Genomic DNA, 17,466 nt, shown 5'->3' on the forward strand with positions numbered 1-17,466 from the left:
GGGTGACCAGCTTGGAACGAAAGGCAGTGGTTACTTTCAACGAAATCTACACACTACAATTCAATCTTCAAAAGAAGAGCCTAAAACAGCTGTTATCGGTAAAGCCACCACGAGCAATATCAGACAATCTGAATCAGATTGAAAAGAGAAGGGCATTGAGGAAACCTACGCAGAAAGTGTTGGAAATGAAAACTCGGGAAGATGAAAAATTTATCGAATCAATTACAGAAATAATAGTCGAGATATAAAATCCAATCCTAAAACATAGTAAGGTGTTCAAAGCTAACCCGCCTAAGGCATCGCAAATAAGTGATTTCTACTAAAAAACAATGCAAATGTTAAAAAATTGATAGTCAAAACGATACGAAAAAGCAACTATCGAACACTCAAAAAACAGCAATTTTGAAGCATCTGAAAATCAAAACATTGAGAAATCAACAAGAAATTATTTTGATAAAAAAAGCCTTAAAAACGGCAACACATAAAACACAAACAGCTAACAATCAAATTGTTAGCTGTTTAAAAGTGTACCCAGGGCCGGGATCGAACCGGCACGGTTTCCCACTGGTGTTTGAGACCAGCGCGTCTACCAATTCCGCCACCTGGGCATTTCCTCGTAAGCGGGAGTGCAAATGTATGTATTAAGATTTAATTCGCAAATTTTATTTCTTCTTTTTTGCGGTTTTTTAGGCATTAATAAAACCTAGAGATCGGGCAATATTGCTAACAATAATTGGTTCAATTGTTTAGCTTTATTTTTACCCATGGTGATATCCATAGGCAAGTAGATCAAATTTTCAAGCATCAACTCGTTTTCTGTGCCAAGGATTGAATTTTCTTGGTTGAACTTTACCAAACTAGATGCCTTTGAAGTTGCATCAAACCCTTCTCCCCTTAACTTCTCTATAAATAAAGCCGGGTCTGGCACTTCGATGGGCAATACCCAGTGCGTGTGCCGTACATTGGCAGCCCCAATCAAATAGCGTTTATTCAACCCTTGCAGCAATTGTGCGGCCAATGCTTTTCTTTGCTTAATTTGGCGGCCAATATCTTGGGAGTATTTGTCATGCAACATCCACAAATTAGCAGCACAAGGCCGGTGTCTGATTTTTCTCATCAATGCTGCTCCCGGAAAGCCGCGGGTGAAGCCCGATAGCCATGCATCGAAATCTTTGTTTAAATGCCTGCACAGCCAGTAAGCTAAGCTAAAAGGTACTCTTTTGGTAAACAGCTTAATCAAAGTAGCATTTAAAATCTTCTTAAAGTAAACTTTAGCAGGCTGTACAGGCAACTGGTGATTTAAGGCAGATGCTCCGTTAAAGAGCGCCTGGTTATTAAAATGCAAAAGTGCCCCGGTAAGGGCCGTATTGGTTTTAATTAGCCCAAAGCTAAACATGCCCACATCCGCTTGCGGATTGCCGCTGTAAATACCATCATAGGCCTGCGCACAATCTTCAATCACGGTAAGCCCTCGTGCTTTGGCAATTTGTAACAAGGCTTCGATGTTCATTACCGCTCCAAACAAATGTGTTATGAGCAACAATTTTGTTTTGGGGGTAATTGCGGCCTCCATTTCGGCAACGGATATTGCCAAAGTATTTTGATCTATCTTTAAGGGAACTGCTTTTAGCCCGTGTTCAGCCATGATAGCAAACATATCCGGAATATTAATATTGGCTACCAAAATTTCGGTACCTCGCTCCAATTTCAAGGCACTTAAAAGCAAATCAAAGCCAGTACGCACAGATAAACAAGGCAAAGTTTTATCCGGAAAACGGGCTTGCTTTTTGTTTAGGCCAAGGGCATTCTCCACCACATACCATGCAGCTCTAAAAAGTTCGGGGAAACGGATATCTAACCTGCCTCTGGCAATCATTGCTTTGTTTGCAAATAAATGCTAAGATAACGACTTAGGTGAAAGGCTAAAGTTAGGCTGTAGTTTCTTCAGCTTTGAGCTTCTGATCAACCCAAAAAGGCACAAAAGGCAACAAGGAAGCAACAAAAAGCAACAGCACTTTACCAAATCCCCATTTTTTCTCTTGCCAGGCCATCACCAAACATGCTATGTAAGCCACAAACAATAAACCGTGCGCCCAGCCTACATATTTTACAGCTAAGGGCATATTGGCCCAGTATTTAAGCGGCATGGCAATAAACAATAGTACAATATAGGAAATTCCTTCGGCTAAAGCTACTTTTCTAAAAAGGTGTAATGAGGACATCTTATTTTATTGAGTTTTCCCAAAAATAATCCGATAATTTTAGTAGAACTACCTAATTTATCTTTTTGACATTATATCTACTTAGAAGATCCGTTTTATGGATTGCAGTTAAACTTTAAGTTTCAAAAACTTTATCTTTTTTAATCTCTAGGATTCTGTTGCTTTGCGGGCAAACTTTCATGAAGTAGTTTATGGTTGTTTTTGTGCATTCCGAACGGGCCAAGGCCAATTTAGCAGCCCGAAGAGATTTTGCTGAACCCCTAGCGCTTACCTGAACTCACCTTAATTTAGCCTAAAAGCTAAAATTATCCAAATACTTATAAGCAGAACCCGTATTGAGCAGTAGTACTTTATGATGTTTTTCGATCTTGTTCAACTTGAGCAAGCGTTTTAAACCCGCCAAAAGCGCTGCGCCTTCAGGTGCCACCAGCAAACCTTCCACTTTAGCCATTTCTTTAAGGTTCTCGGCAATCTCTGTTTCACTAATCCCTAAAACATCGCCGTTTGATTGGGCCAGTACCTTTAACATCATGCGTTCTGCAAAAGGCCGTGGCACGGCCAAACCATTGGCTATCGTGGCTGATCCTTCGTAGCTAGCTGCACTTTCTTGCCAACCGTTTACCGTAGCCACTAAAGGCTGGCAGTTCTCGGCTTGTATGGCAATCATTTTGGTAGGGATATTTTTTACCCAGCCCATTTGTTTCATTTCCTGAAAAGCCTTCCAAATGCCTATCAATCCTGTTCCCCCGCCTGCTGGATACAAAACCACGTCAGGGAGCTCCCAATTGAGCTGTTCGGCGATTTCATAACCTAGGGTTTTCTTTCCTTCCAAACGATAGGGCTCTTTCATGGTAGAGATATCAAAACAATTGATTTCCTGTTTAATGGCAGCTACTTTCCTGGCACAATCATGGATTAAACCATCTACCAAAATCAGCGCCGCTCCAAAAGCTAAACACTCTTTTTGAAAAGCCACAGGGGTGTGACTGGGCATTACCACTATAGCCTGCATTTGGCCCTTGGCGCAATATGCACTTAAAGCACCGCCTGCATTTCCCGCAGTGGGCACAATGCAGGTCTCTACGCCCAATTCTTTAGCTTTGGAAACGGCCATGCTCAAACCTCTAGCTTTAAATGAGCCAGTAGGATTAAAGGATTCATCTTTCAACAACAGATTTTCCAAGGATAATCGTCTAGCTAAATTAGACAAGGGTAAAATGGGGGTCCATCCTTCACCCAAACTTATCCTGTTTTGCGGATTAGCCAGTGGCAGTATTTTCGAATAACGCCACATAGACCTTTCGGCTGGCTCAATTACTTGTGCTGACGAGGTTATTTCCAGGGAATATTTAACCACAATAGGTGATGACCCGCACTGTGTGCAAAAGGTTTGCAGTTGATTTTTTGGATATTGCTGCCTACAATTGCTGCAACTCAGCACATAATCATTGGTTATAGGCATTTGGGATTTGGGATAGCATATATTTTCCATCACACTAAATTAGGGTAAAGAAAAGCCTACCGTATATCACATATTGCCATAGGATATAACTAAATGTTATAGTGGTTTTTTGCGAATTTAATAAATGCTTTATTAACGCCTAGGTTTTCATCGCCCAGCCTCTGGATGAAATAGAAATGGCGTTGGATGTTAAGCTGTTCGATGTTCAATTTAACCAGATCGCCTCTTTCCAGTACTTTTTGCACCGCAGTAAAAGGCAAGAAAGCCATACAATCATCGGCCATTACAAAATTTTTGAGTACTTCTGTTCCGCCTAACCTGATACAGATATTAAGGTCGCTGATTTTTAAATGATGTTCCTGCAAAGCAGCCCCTACCGCAGCCAGGGTACCTGATCCTCTTTCACGAATGGCTAAAGGCAAGGCCTTAAATTCTTCCAAACTATAGCTCAAACGTTTTGCCAGACAACTTCCAGGCGCACAAACGGCAACCACTTCCTCCGTAAGGAAAAACTGGCTATTGATGCCATCCATCTTGTGCTTTCCTTCTACTATTGCCAAATCAATCTCGTGGTTTAATAAGGCTATCGTTACATTTTCGGAGTTCCGGTTCACCATACTGATGTTGATTTCTGGGTGAAGTTTTCGAAAAGCCGATAATACCGAAGGGATGACATACAGTGCCACCGTTGTGCTGGCACCTAGTTTCAGATCGCCCCGCAAACTGTTTAATTGACGAAACCCTCCCACATCAAACACCATTTGACTGGCCAGGGTACTTGCAGTTTGCAGGTGCTTTTGTAAAATTAGGCCTGCTGGAGTGAGTTTTACCAAGCCTTTGTTTCTATCAAAAAGAGAAACACCGTATTGTTGCTCCAGCTTTTGTATATGTTTGCTGATGGCAGGCTGGCTGATGAACAATACCTCACTGGCCTTGGTGAAACTCAAGTGCCTGGCAACTTCTATAAAAACCAAATGATTAAAGGAAATCATACTACATCAAGCAATATGTACCAATATAACTAATTATTTATTTTAGCTAGGCTTTGTTGTAGCCGATGAAGGTATTTACTTCTGTAATGGATGTCTTTGATTTTGGCTAACTGTACAGCTTGCTGCTCGGCATCCAGTGTTTCAAATCCCTGGGTATATTGGAACAACTCCTGGTCTATTTTTTTTGCGAAATCATTAATCTGTTGCCTAATTTGCAGCATTTTTTCTGGGTCTGGATCAAACTGCAAGTCCATAACAGCTTCATTTACATCCATCATTTCCATTAAAAAAGATTGTGGCAAAGTGTAATTTTCGCCTTCGGTAATAACCTCTTTTAAGGTAAGTACATACTGCAAAACCTTTTGGGGATCTTTTAAAACTTGAAAAGCCTTGTTGTTAAGGGTAGAAAGTTCCAAAACCTCTTCTTGCTTGGCTGCACTTTCGTTGATGTAAAAATCTGGATGGTACTTTTTGCTCAGTGCATAAAACTGTTGTTTCACCACATTTTGATCTGGATGAAAGCTCACTGGCAAGCCGTAAAGTTCGAAATAAGTCATGAATTAGCTGATTGGCTAATTAGCTGATTAGCTAATTAACCTCTATTTCCCAAAAATCTTTAAAATATCGTTTCCGAAAGCAAATACCATCAAACCCAGTAGGATTACAAAGCCCACTACTTGTGCCTTTTCCATAAATTTATCGCTTAAAGGCTTGCCCTTGATCATCTCGATAATCAGAAACACCACGTGGCCACCATCTAAAGCCGGAATTGGCAATAAATTCATAAAGGCCAAAGCCATAGAAATTAGCCCTGTTAAGCGCCAGAATTTTTCCCATTCAAACTCACTGCCATATACTTTGGCAATACCAATTGGGCTACTAATGTTACGGGCGCTTACTTTACCGGTAATCATTTTCCAAATCCCTTTTGCGTTATCGCTAAAGGTGGTCCATCCTTTGTCAATACCAATAGAAAACGACTCCAAAAAGCCATAGTTAATGGTTTTTAAAGGCAGATCAAAGCGGTCAAAAATTAGTCCAACGGTACCATCGGCTGATACTTTGGGGTTAAGCATAACCTCTTCGCCTGCTCTAACTATTTTCACGTGAATGGTTTTGCCAGCATTTTTTTCTACTTCCGAGGTAAAATCATCCAAGAAACGTACTGCCTTACCATTAACGGCTAATACACTATCTCCTTTTTTAAGGCCTGCCTGGTAGGCAGGGGCTACAGCTTTTACAGTATCAGGTTTAACAAAAATGGCCTTAATCTTTCCAAACAAACCAACTTTCGGCTGAAGGTCTTGCGGAGTAACTACCGAGTCAATTTTTTTAGCCACAAATCTAGGGCTTACGAACTCTTTAATGCCATATTTGCTAATGTCGTCCAATACAGACTCGGGCACTTTAAGGTCCACTGCCTTACCATTTCTGATCACGGTAAGTTTTGTATCTCCTAATAATACTTTTGAGCTTAGCAGTTCATCAAAATAAATAAGTCTTTGGCCATTAACCGCCCACACCCTATCCCCGGTTTTTAATCCAATTTCTTTACCAATAATACCCGGGCTAACGCCATTTACCAATTTATCGTTAGGAATAAAGGTTTCGCCATATTTAAAGGTGATAATCCAGAAGATTAAGATTCCGACAATAATATTTACAATAATACCGCCAAGCATCACAATTAAGCGCTGCCAAGCTGGTTTAGATCTAAACTCCCAAGGCTGGGCGGGCTGAGCCATCTGTTCGGTATCCATAGATTCGTCTATCATACCCGAAATTTTCACATAGCCGCCTAGTGGCAGCCAACCCACCCCATATTCTGTATCGCCTACCTTGAAGCTGAATAGTTTAAATCCCCAAGCGTCAAAAAAGAGGTAAAATTTCTCTACTTTAATTCCGAAAGCTCTTGCTGCTAAAAAATGTCCTAACTCGTGTAAGATTACTAATATCGATAATCCCAGCAAAAGCTGGCCCGCCATAATCAGTCCGTCCATATTATATTGTCGTGTGTTTCTATTTTAGATGTGTTATTCTTTGTTTTGTTACCAATTGGTCCGCAAATATACGGGTAAGCTGGTCTGTTTCTAAATAATGGTTCAATGATGGCTGGGCTACAAACGTCATTTCGTTCATACACTGCTCAATCACGTCGCTCATTTCCAAAAATCCTATCTTATCTTTCAAAAATGCGTCTACTACTATTTCGTTGGCGGCATTTAAAATGCAAGGCATATTCCCCCCTTTTTGCATAGCAATGTAAGCCAGCTCAAGGTTACGAAAACTTTTTGTATCTGCCTGAGAAAATGTTAATTCAGGATATTTTAAAAAGCTAAAACGCTCAAAATCTGTTTGTAGCCTATTGGGATAGGCCAATGCGTAATGTATGGGCAGTTTCATATCCGGGACGCCCATCTGTGCCTTAATTGAACCGTCGGAAAACTGTACCATAGAGTGGATAATAGATTGTGGATGTACCACTACTTCTACCTGTTCAGGCGCTAAATTGAATAACCATTTGGCCTCAATAGCTTCCAAACCTTTGTTCATCAGTGAGGCAGAATCGATGGTGATTTTTGCGCCCATTACCCAATTTGGGTGCTTTAAGGCTTGATTTTTGGTCACCGAGGATAGATAACTCCGGTCTTTCCCTCTGAAAGGTCCGCCTGAAGCCGTAAGTAATACCTTTTCAATGGAACTGTGCTCTTCACCTACCAAACATTGGAATATGGCCGAGTGCTCCGAATCTACCGGAATGATGTTTACGCCATGTTGCTTGGCCAAATTCATCACCAATTCACCAGCCACTACCAGTGTTTCTTTATTGGCAAGGCCGATATCTTTTTTGGCCTCAATAGCGGCAATGGTTGGCTTTAAACCTACCGACCCCATTACTGCAGTAAGCACCAAATGGGTTTGCGGCAATTGGACTGCGGCCAGTAAAGCTTCTTCGCCCGCCAAAACTTTAGTGTGAGGTAAGGCTCCTTTAACTTGCTGGTATTGGGTTTCGTCGCCAATTACCACGAGTTCTGGTTTAAATTCTAATGCTTGTGCAATGAGCAAACTGGCATTCTGTTGTGCAGTAAGGGCATCAACCTTGTATAAGTTCGGATTTGCCCGCACGACTTCCAATGCTTGTGTCCCAATGGACCCTGTAGCACCTAGTATTGAGATATGTTTAAATTGCAAAATATCTTATTTCTTATTGTTTTTGTATCAATATCTAACCTTTTCAAGGTTTTTTGTCCATTTCCCCTCATCTATTCCCACCATCAAAGGGATGACATATTTATAGATTCCATGCCGTTCTGGATGCGACCCAGACTGGGTCGTACCCCACCCCAATCCCTTGAGATTCCTCGTTCCTCGGAATAACAGTTTATTTTACGTAATCCTTTAATCCTTCTGCTATTTTTCTATCGTTACTTAACCTAGGCACTTTGTTTTGTCCACCAAGCTTCCCTTCGGCTTTCATGTAATTTACAAAGGCATCTTTAGTGAGCATTCTTATTTGTAAAGGCTGGAGGATATTCCCCTCGATGAGGTCAAAATAGTAAATGTTTTTCTGTTGTAGGGCCTGATCTACCTTTAAACTAAACGCATCCAAATCATAAGGAGGCTTAGAAAACTCCACAAACCATTCGTGGTAAGGCAATTCACCAGCCGCAGGATTAACTTGAGGCGCTACGGTAAATTCAGTAATTTCTACCCCCTCTTCGTTAGCTACCGAGAGCAGGGCGTGTTCCACCTCTTCTCCAATAACGTGTTCACCAAAGGCAGAAATGAAATGCTTTATCCGTCCCGTAACTACAATTTTGTAAGGATTAAGGGAAATAAATTTCACGGTATCGCCAATACTGTAACCCCAAAGGCCGGCATTAGTATTCAAAATCAACGCATAGTTTTTATCGATTTCTACCTCTGCCAGGCTCAAACGAGTTGGCTTTTCGTTATAATATTCATCAGCAGGGATAAATTCGTAGAACATTCCAGCATCGGCCAATAGCAATAATCCTTTTTCGTTTTGACTATCTTGATAAGCAATAAAACCTTCCGAAGCTGGATAAGTTTCGATAGCCGCTACCTTTTTTCCTATGCTGGCTTCGATTTTAGCACGGTAAGGTTCAAAATTCACGCCGCCGTACACAAACAGCTCAAAGTTTCTAAAAATATCCTTAATGGCCTTGCCACCTGATTTTTCCGACAATTTATCGAAATACATCTGTACCCAGGGCGGAATGCCTGAAATGAGCCGCATATCTTCATGCATGGTTTCATCTACTATAGCTTCTACTTTTTGCTCCCAATCTTCAATGCAATTGGTTTGATAGCTTGGCATTCTGTTTTTCTGCACATAGGCGGGCACTAGATGCGCCACAATGCCCGAAAGCCGGCCTATCTTGATGCCGTGTTTCTCGGTCAATACTGGGCTTCCCTGTAAGAAAATCATTTTTCCATCTACAAATCTGGCGTTTCCAGTTTCGTGGATGTACGTTAAAAGTGCATTTCTGGCGGCTTTGATATGCTCAGGCATCGATTCCTTTGAAATAGGGATATACTTAACGCCCGAGGTTGTACCTGAGGTTTTGGCGAAATACTGCGGCTTGTTTTTCCATAAAATATCAGGCTCTCCTGCAACAACCCTTTCAATATACGGACGGAGTTCTTCGTAATCCCTTACTGGAACCCGCGCTTTAAAATCCTGATAGTTCTTGATCTCTTGAAAGTGATGATCAATGCCGAAAACGGTATGTCTGGCCTCTGCAATCAGCTTTTGCAAGGTGCGTTCCTGGGCGGCTACCGCATTAAATTTCCAAGCTTCTATGTTTTTAACTACAAAAGATGCAAATATCTTGCTCAGTGATGATTTGATTCCCATAATATCTTCCCTAACCTAAAGGCTATTTTTCTTGCTATCGCTAAACTCAAACATGTTTACGGATTTTGGCTTAAACAATATTGTGTATAATATCCGGATGCTCATCTCCCTTGTATTCGCTCATGATTTTGCGGTAAGCCACCGCAAAAAAGGCGGTAGAAAATGGCACGATCACAAATGAACTGAAAACCACCACAATAAGTGAACTGTATTGGCTGATATCATAGTCCAATAAAAGATTTACCAACCTGAAGCCCATTAAAATCACGATGTAAAAGAAGCCAAAAACAATAGCCTGTACAATCACCAAGCCCAATAAAATCATCAAGAGCTTAATGAAATTGCCCTTGGTGGTAGCTAGGCTCAATTTAATTGATTCAAATGGAGAGCTATGTTTATCAATAATGAAAAACGGGAAAAAGATGATCCTTACGAACGTGAAGAAAATACTAAGTATGGCAATGCCTACGGCTACGTTTACAATGATGACTCCCGTTTGCGAATAGCCATCAATGATGCCTTGGTTTACCATGAATTTAAGGATCATATCAAGCAGATAAAGTACGGGCATTAACAGTACTCCTACAAAGAAAATGCTGAGCCCAAAATACACGGTAGCGATCAAAAACTTGATGATTTCCGTTCTGGTAGGCAAGGTTTCAATAATCTGGATATCCGCATTCTCGGTATCCAAAAGCTTGAAGATGTACTTGATCAGGCATAGTTCGACTACGCAGTAGCTCATCATGAAGATGAAAAGCATCAATAACTTTATCCCCATATTTACTTCTTCCATAAAGAAAGCCATAAAGGTTGAGGTTGATGCCGTTAGAAAAATCAGGAAGCATAAGGTGGCAATGGAAAAGTAATTTTCTTTAGTTACTTTCCAGGCCTGCATAATTACATCCTTTACGGCAAACGTACTCTCTTTTAAATAGTTGATCATTTTGCTGTTTTTAATCATCTGGCGATAAGTATTTTGCGTTGTTGTTAATGCCAAACGCCTATCGCTTACCTCAATTTCTAAATATTACTCTTTTAACGAAATCCTGTATAAAACCTAAGCCATAGGCCGTTAACTGGATAAACGACGCAATAACACTCAAAAATGCGATTTTTATTGATTTGTTGAGCTGCCAGGCATGAAAAAATATCAACAGAAAATATAGTAGCACCAGGAAATTGCAGACATAGGCCAAAGGCAGGTAAAAAAAGTTGCAAAGTATGGTAAAACCCAATCCAAGTGTAAAAACAGCAGGAAAAAAATGTACTAACTTCAGCTCTGCCGGAAAATGTTTGTAGATGTTGATGCGTGCCCTACCAAAAAAATGTAGCTGCTTGTAAAATTGTTTAAAACTGGTACGACGTTTATGGTAAACTTTTGCTGCTGGAATAAGCCCTATTTTAAATCCGTTTTCGTGGATACGGATACTGTATTCAATGTCTTCGCCCAAACGCGTTAAGATAAAACCGCCCAGTTTTTCGTAAACTTCCCTGGAAATACCCATGTTAAAGCTACGCGGATGAAATTGGCCAATGTGCTTTTTATTGCCCCTGATTCCGCCTGTGGTAAAAGGCGAGGTCATGGCATAACTGATGGCCTTTTGCACGGGCGTGAAGCTATCGTGTGCCGCATCAGGCCCCCCAAAGGCGTCTAGTTGATGTTCATAAAGATAATCTTTTACAATCTCCAGATAATCGGATGGCACTAAGATATCCGAGTCGAAGATGATGAAATAATCACCCTTGGCACGTTCAAAGCCAAAGTTACGGGAAAAGCCCTGGCCCGAGTTTTCTTTGAAATAATACTTTACGTCAAGCTTATTTTCAAAGGAAGTAACGATATCCTTGGCATCATTTACAGAACCGTCTTCTATCACCAACACTTCAAACTGCATGTAAGTTTGTTTGCACAAGGTGGATAGCAGTTCCTTAATTTCCTGCGGCCTATTGTATAAAGGGATGATGATGGAGAAGAACATGCTTTAATTAGCTGATTTTCTAATTAGCTAATTTGCTAATTAATCTCTTTTTCAATTAAATACTGATTTCTTTCAGGGGCGTTACGGCCTACCAATTCGGCCACAAAGCCTGCCAAAAACATTTGCGATCCTACAATAATGGCCACTAATGCCAAATAAAACAAAGGCTGGTCGGTGGAGTTTCTATATGGCAGGTTATTCCAAATGAGCACCTGTTTTTCAATCATGATGTACAGTGCCATGATGATCCCCACAAAAAAGCTCAGCACGCCTAATGAGCCAAAAAAGTGCATAGGTCTTTTACCAAATTTGCCTACGAAGAAAATAGACATCAAATCTAAAAAGCCATTGATAAAGCGGCTTAGTCCAAATTTGGTTACGCCATATTTGCGGGCCCGGTGTTCAACTACCTGCTCACCAATTTTGGCAAAGCCTGCCCATTTGGCCAATACCGGAATGTAACGGTGCATTTCGCCATATACTTCTATGGTTTTCACCACGTCGTTGCGATAGGCTTTTAAACCGCAGTTAAAATCGTTCAGCTGTATGCCGCTCATTTTGCGGGTGGCAGCATTAAACAATTTGGTAGGAATTGTTTTGGTAATTGGATCGTAGCGTTTCTTTTTCCAGCCTGAAATTACATCGTAGCCTTCTTCCTTTATTTTACGGTACAGCTCGGGGATTTCATCGGGGCTATCCTGCAAATCAGCATCCATGGTGATAATGACCTCTCCTTGTGTGGCCGCAAAACCAACATTCAGCGCAGCCGACTTACCATAGTTGCGCCTGAATTTAATGGCCTTAATGCTGGCAAATTGTTGCTTCAATTCGGCAATTACCTGCCAAGAGCGGTCGGTACTACCATCATCCACAAAAACTGCTTCGTAAGAAAAATGGTGCTTTTGCATCACATCGTCTATCCACGCGATCAATTCAGGCAACGATTCTTCTTCGTTATATAAAGGTACTACTACTGATATATCCATTTTTTAGTATTGAGTGTTAGTGCCGAAGCACTAAAATTGAAAGCAAGTGCTTACAAAAAACAACGTGCAAATTTCATCAAATAAATTGAGAAAAATGCACGTTTGAATAATATTTCGAATTGGTTTAACTCCCCTCGGTGTAGGTCTCGGCTGGGTTGGCAAACGGGTTAGGGTTGCTTCGTTTAAATATCAGGGCAAAAATTAATGCGCCAATAAAGTACATGACCGCCGAAATACCAAAACCTACCACTGCCTGTCCAAAACTAGGTGTAAATTGTTGCTCCAGGTTGTCGTTGGTTTTTTCCATCGCTTTGCTTACTTCTTCGTCGCTTAGGCCAAATGATTTCATGGTGGCTTCTGATTTGGTCAATACCATTTCCTTCATTTTTTCAGGATAGCTTGGATCAATAAATTTCCCAAAAACGATATTAAAGACAAATACCAGTCCCATTGCCAAAACAAAGGTGACAAAGATTGGCCATAGGGCTTGGCCGAAAGTCCAATAACCGCCTACTTTTTTTCGCATATCGATGCAAAAGAAAATGGCAAAGGCAATTCCTATCAAAAAGCTGATAGCTGCATACCAATAAGAGCTCATGAGGTCTGGCACCAAATACCAAGTTACCAAGAACAATACAATGTTTACTGCTCCCCAAATCAGTCCATTCTTTAGGGCTTCGTTTTTAATGTTTACTGTACTCGTCATAAATTAAGTTTTAGTTATCTACTTTGGTTAAAGTTAGCAATTAAGCAATAAACAGACACATCAAATGCCTTATTGTTACTATATTTCTCTAAATCTTTATAAACCTGTTCGTTGGTAGTTGGATGGAGGAAAAAAGTCATGAAAGGCACAAACAGTTCTTTCATTTCATCAACCAGGTTTAAAATTTTCGAGTTTTCGCAAATATCCTGCACACTGCTTTCGGCCAATTGTTGGTTGCTGATCAAATCTTCGTAGATGTGATATTCATCCTGAAATTCATCCTCTTCAACCAATAGGAATTCTTTTAGGAAATCTTCCAAACCTGGCTTAATCTGTTCGTCGTGACATTCATTAATGTACAGCAGCAAATTTAACAGCTCGGTACCTCTGTCAATGGTTTCTTCTTCAATTCCTTCCCATTCCTTCGATTCCAGGTAATCTTCTTCCAACTTGGCTACGTCGCTGGTAAAGAAGTTGATCATCAATAAATCGAAATATACTTCCCTAAGTTCCTCAAATTTGGGATGTTCGTCAAAAACAGCGTCAAATTTCTCTACTTTGTCCATAAAATTGGCATCGGTTTCAAACACCTCAACCAATTGATGGCTTAGCTCTACACTGGCGGCTTTTTGTATTTCCGCAAATTTTACCAAAGAAGCTGTTAAAGCCTTTTTTACGATTTTGTTCATGGTTTCTCCATTTCCGTTGTTGCCGAGGTACAAAGCAAAGTCTCTTTTTAAGACATTACATTTTTCAGGTGGCTTGGTGCCTCGCAATAACGATTAGTATATTTTATATTGTTTATTGTTATAAACCAATCCTACCTTTCCTTTCAGCGTTGTATTGAATAAAGGCGAATTGGCCGATTTTGATTGATTGGTTTCACTATCAAAACGCCATTCTTGAGTTGGATTAAATACGGTAAAATTAGCGGTCTGTCCAACTTCAATTTGGGGCACTTCCAATTTTAATAGGGTACGGGGTGCAATGGCTAACTTATCCACAATTAAAGCGGTATCCAAGCCCGCTTGCAGGAGCAATGGCAATACCGTTTGCAGGGCAATAATTCCATAGCTGGCAATTTCGAACTCTACATTTTTAAATTCTATTTCATGCGGGCGGTGTTGGGAAGAAACGGCATCAATGGTACCATCTTTTAATCCGGCAATAAGTGCTTTGTTATCGGCTTTGCTACGTAGTGGCGGTTTTACTTTATAATTGCTGTCAAAATCGTTCAACAATTCTTCGGTAAAAACCAATTGGTGCGCAGCCACATCGCAGGTGACTTTTACGCCGTCCTTTTTAGCTTTCTTAATTAATGCCACCGCACCTGCGGTAGAAATATTGCTGATGTGAAGTGGAGCATTGTGATATTGGGCCAAGAAAATATCTCTGGACACCTGTAGTTCTTCGGCCAGGGCCGGTATCCCTTTCATGCCCAGCAAAATGGTGGTTTTGCTTTCGTTCACCTGTGCCTTTCCTGCCAGCGCTTTATTCTCGGGATGGGTAAACAGCAGTCCGTCAAATCCCAAGGCATATTGTAAGGCCCTGCTCATGAAACCGTCATCGGCAATGGCTTTACCTGCTTCGGCAAAGGCAACCGCACCTGCCTGTTTCATATCAAACATTTCGGCCAGCTCTTTTCCTTCCAAATACTGGCTAATGGCTCCAATTGGCTTTACATCAACCAAATTACCTTTTGCCCTGTTCAAGATATATGCTACCTCGCCTTTGCTTTGCACCACAGGTTTGGTATTTGGCATTATGGCAATTCCCGTAAAACCTCCGGCTGCTGCTGCTGCGGTTCCTGTATGGATATCTTCCTTGGTTTCTAACCCTGGATCGCCTAAAACGCAGTTCAAATCAAAAAAACCCGGAGACAAAATTGCTCCCTTGCCATCGTATACCTCTACTGTCCCTGAGTTTTCCAACTTACTTGCGATAGCCTTGATGATTCCTTTTTCAACACTTACATCACAAGTTTTCCCGTTAAAAACACTGTTAGGATCGGCAATGGTAATTCCCTTAATTAAGAGGTTCATGAGTTTTATATTTTATTGATAGAGTATATTTATTTATTTGTTACATCAATGTGCTGAGCTCGGTTTTTGGGTACGATAAAATCTGACCAATAATATTTCTGCCGCTATGAAAAGTAAGCTCAAAATTAGGCAAAGTTTCCATAACTCGGTTCCGTTATTTTTTTCGGCAATGGCCGAAGACAAATTTTCTTTTTTGGCATCGATAAAGTGTACTTTTTGTGCACCAAACAGCCCTTCCAATTCCGTTTGGCTGTTATACTTCATATCCGACTCTGCCCTATTGTCGTTATAAGCGGCAACAGCAATTGTGGTATCTCCATTTTTAATGGCATAAAAACCAGCTTTCTGTATCTGATCGGCAATGTAAAGCAAGGTTTTACCATTTTGATGATTTACATCGGGGATTACTTCAAAGCCGTCCCCTATCAGTTTAAGCGATTGATTTGCACCGAGTTTTACCGCAGGCACTTCGATCACATGATCTTTTCCAATGGTATAAAACAAGGGCTGATCTTTAGCGCTTTCAAAAGCGATTTTATACATTAGGGGTACAAACAGAGGGTGTTTGGCCAAATTGCCATCCTGCTCATCTAAACCCGTTGCGGCTAAAAAAACCTGTCCGGCATTAATTGGATAACGTGCCAAATAAAGTTTACCGGCCGGAAATTGCAGTAGATTTTCTTTGCTGGTCGTGCTGCGCTCGGCATACGTAAAATACCTATTTGCCAATGGCAAGTCCATGTTTTTGGGCAAGGCTTCAAATACATCCTTAAACAATGGATGTTTTAATTCTATTTGGGCAACTTTAATAGGTTCTGTAGTTAAATTTTCGACCGATGGAAGTTTTAATGCCATTAAAAAAGAAGAATAGGCTGCCTTATCGGTTTCCGTAGATGGAAAAATAACTAGCGAACCACCATTGTTCAAATAGTTTTTAAGCTCCTGGGCCAATCCGCTCGAAAGTTGGCTAATGCCATTTAAGACGATCAGGCTATAATTGGCAAAACCTGCGTAATTGATATTATTTTCGGAAACTGAACTTAACTTAAAATAGGGATCGGCATTAAAAAGTGCTTCGATGTACTTAGCGGTTTGGTTACCATTGATGCTCAGCACTTGTTGATTGGCATTTACGTTAAAGCTAAAGTTAAGTTGGTCGTCAAAAGTAAGTGGAAAGTCTTTAATGCTCAATACGCCCCGTTGCCAACCTAAATTTAAACCACTATAAGAAAGCGTATCAATAGCCGTTTCGCCCGCTTTTACGCTAATACTGCCTACTGCTTTTTGTTGATTGTTGATCAAAAGTTTAAGGGGTATATTCAGGGCATCATGATTACCGAAGTTTTTTAGCCTGACGATGATTTTTTCTGAAGTATTGGCCTGATGCACCGGCGAAAGAAACCAAACGCTATCTACCGAGATATTGGGCAGCTCGTTACCGCTGAGCTTTACCAATGCCAATTGTGTTTGTTCTTCCTTTCTTAAATCGGCTTTCCCCACAAAATTTTGTTGAAAATCAGAAATGACATAGGCAAATCTATGGCTATTTCCCGTGAAAACGCTTTGCTGCCTGTTGATTACCTGTTGCAGGTTTTTACTGGCTGGAGATATTTTTACTTCATCAATGGCCTGTAAAAATTCTTCGGCATTTAGCAATCGTTGATGCCGGCCTTCAAAATCATTGGTTAATAGCTGAAACCGATCGTTTAATGCATAGCTTTTTACAATTTCTTTTGCTCTGCGTTTAGCCTCATCCAGCAAACTTCCTTCTTTGTTTACTGCATCCATACTGTAGGAATTATCCAAATAGATGCTCACGATATTTCCATTAGCTTTATTAGCTGCAGTATTTGAACTGATGAATGGCCTGGAAAAAGCCAATACCAAAAATATGATGGCCAAAATACGTGCGGCCAAAATCAACAGGTTTTTAAGTTTTTCTCTAGACGAATTTTGTTCCTGAACTTCTTTGAGGAAAGCTACATTGCTAAAGTAAACTTTTCTGAATTTACGGAAATTGAATAAATGAATAATGACCGGAATAAGGATCGCCAAAAGTGCAAAAAGAAAGCCCGGATAGAGGAAATTCATTAAAAACCAAAGGTACAAAATTTATAAGATAAAATAAAGCGTACTTACCTCGTGGTATTTATACCTGATGTTAAAAAAACCGGTGCCTGGCCTCAACAAAA

The 17,466-nt window shown here is 40.6% G+C and carries 16 protein-coding genes and 1 tRNA gene; 1 reads left to right on the forward strand and 16 read right to left on the reverse strand.

Translation table 11 applies throughout. The annotated features are described in order from the left end of the window. The coding region (locus DUT71_RS10105; RefSeq protein WP_162796020.1) for a hypothetical protein at positions 1-248 on the forward strand (248 nt) is incomplete at its 5' end. Between the two features lie 280 nt (positions 249-528). Here DUT71_RS10105 and DUT71_RS10110 read toward each other — a convergent pair. The 16 genes from DUT71_RS10110 to DUT71_RS10185 form a co-directional block, all read right to left on the reverse strand. After that, a tRNA-Leu gene (locus tag DUT71_RS10110) sits at positions 529-608 on the reverse strand. A gap of 95 nt (positions 609-703) precedes the next feature. Then, complete coding sequence (locus DUT71_RS10115) at positions 704-1,876, reverse strand: aminotransferase class V-fold PLP-dependent enzyme (RefSeq protein ID WP_113662425.1); 1,173 nt, start codon at positions 1,874-1,876, stop codon at positions 704-706. Between the two features lie 52 nt (positions 1,877-1,928). After that, positions 1,929-2,222 carry a DUF3817 domain-containing protein gene (locus DUT71_RS10120; RefSeq protein ID WP_113662426.1) on the reverse strand — a complete coding sequence of 98 codons (294 nt, stop codon included), beginning with the start codon at positions 2,220-2,222 and terminating at the stop codon, positions 1,929-1,931. Positions 2,223-2,514: 292 nt separating this feature from the next. Continuing rightward, positions 2,515-3,684 (reverse strand): threonine synthase, encoded by a 1,170-nt coding sequence (locus DUT71_RS10125; RefSeq protein WP_113662694.1) that lies wholly within the window; start codon positions 3,682-3,684, stop codon positions 2,515-2,517. An 89-nt stretch (positions 3,685-3,773) separates the two neighbouring features. Then, positions 3,774-4,676 carry a LysR family transcriptional regulator gene (locus DUT71_RS10130; RefSeq protein WP_113662427.1) on the reverse strand — a complete coding sequence of 301 codons (903 nt, stop codon included), beginning with the start codon at positions 4,674-4,676 and terminating at the stop codon, positions 3,774-3,776. A 29-nt stretch (positions 4,677-4,705) separates the two neighbouring features. Next, positions 4,706-5,233 carry an iron-sulfur cluster co-chaperone HscB C-terminal domain-containing protein gene (locus DUT71_RS10135; RefSeq protein WP_113662428.1) on the reverse strand — a complete coding sequence of 176 codons (528 nt, stop codon included), beginning with the start codon at positions 5,231-5,233 and terminating at the stop codon, positions 4,706-4,708. A gap of 42 nt (positions 5,234-5,275) precedes the next feature. Beyond that, positions 5,276-6,676 (reverse strand): RIP metalloprotease RseP, encoded by a 1,401-nt coding sequence (rseP, locus tag DUT71_RS10140; RefSeq protein ID WP_113662429.1) that lies wholly within the window; start codon positions 6,674-6,676, stop codon positions 5,276-5,278. A 19-nt stretch (positions 6,677-6,695) separates the two neighbouring features. Continuing rightward, positions 6,696-7,868, reverse strand: a complete 1,173-nt coding sequence (locus tag DUT71_RS10145) for a 1-deoxy-D-xylulose-5-phosphate reductoisomerase (protein WP_113662430.1) — start codon at positions 7,866-7,868, stop codon at positions 6,696-6,698. Between the two features lie 190 nt (positions 7,869-8,058). Then, positions 8,059-9,558, reverse strand: coding sequence for a GH3 auxin-responsive promoter family protein (locus DUT71_RS10150; RefSeq protein ID WP_113662431.1), 1,500 nt, complete (start codon positions 9,556-9,558; stop codon positions 8,059-8,061). A 70-nt stretch (positions 9,559-9,628) separates the two neighbouring features. Then, the gene (locus tag DUT71_RS10155; RefSeq protein ID WP_113662695.1) at positions 9,629-10,504 is read right to left on the reverse strand and encodes a hypothetical protein; all 876 of its coding nucleotides are present in this window, start codon (positions 10,502-10,504) and stop codon (positions 9,629-9,631) included. Between the two features lie 70 nt (positions 10,505-10,574). Beyond that, positions 10,575-11,540: a glycosyltransferase gene (locus DUT71_RS10160; protein WP_113662432.1), complete on the reverse strand. Its 966-nt coding sequence runs from the start codon at positions 11,538-11,540 to the stop codon at positions 10,575-10,577. A gap of 35 nt (positions 11,541-11,575) precedes the next feature. After that, positions 11,576-12,526, reverse strand: a complete 951-nt coding sequence (locus DUT71_RS10165) for a glycosyltransferase family 2 protein (protein ID WP_113662433.1) — start codon at positions 12,524-12,526, stop codon at positions 11,576-11,578. 124 nt (positions 12,527-12,650) lie between these two features. Continuing rightward, the gene (locus DUT71_RS10170; RefSeq protein ID WP_113662434.1) at positions 12,651-13,232 is read right to left on the reverse strand and encodes a DUF4199 domain-containing protein; all 582 of its coding nucleotides are present in this window, start codon (positions 13,230-13,232) and stop codon (positions 12,651-12,653) included. A 14-nt stretch (positions 13,233-13,246) separates the two neighbouring features. Then, the gene (locus DUT71_RS10175; RefSeq protein WP_113662696.1) at positions 13,247-13,921 is read right to left on the reverse strand and encodes a hypothetical protein; all 675 of its coding nucleotides are present in this window, start codon (positions 13,919-13,921) and stop codon (positions 13,247-13,249) included. Positions 13,922-14,014: 93 nt separating this feature from the next. Next, positions 14,015-15,274: a dihydroorotase gene (locus DUT71_RS10180; protein ID WP_113662435.1), complete on the reverse strand. Its 1,260-nt coding sequence runs from the start codon at positions 15,272-15,274 to the stop codon at positions 14,015-14,017. 45 nt (positions 15,275-15,319) lie between these two features. Then, a complete protein-coding gene (locus DUT71_RS10185; protein WP_113662436.1) occupies positions 15,320-17,365 on the reverse strand; it encodes a vWA domain-containing protein in 2,046 nt (681 codons plus the stop codon). Positions 17,366-17,466 lie beyond the last annotated feature (101 nt).

Source organism: Pedobacter nanyangensis, from assembly GCF_003313505.1.
GTDB classification, from domain to species: Bacteria; Bacteroidota; Bacteroidia; order Sphingobacteriales; family Sphingobacteriaceae; genus Pedobacter; species Pedobacter nanyangensis.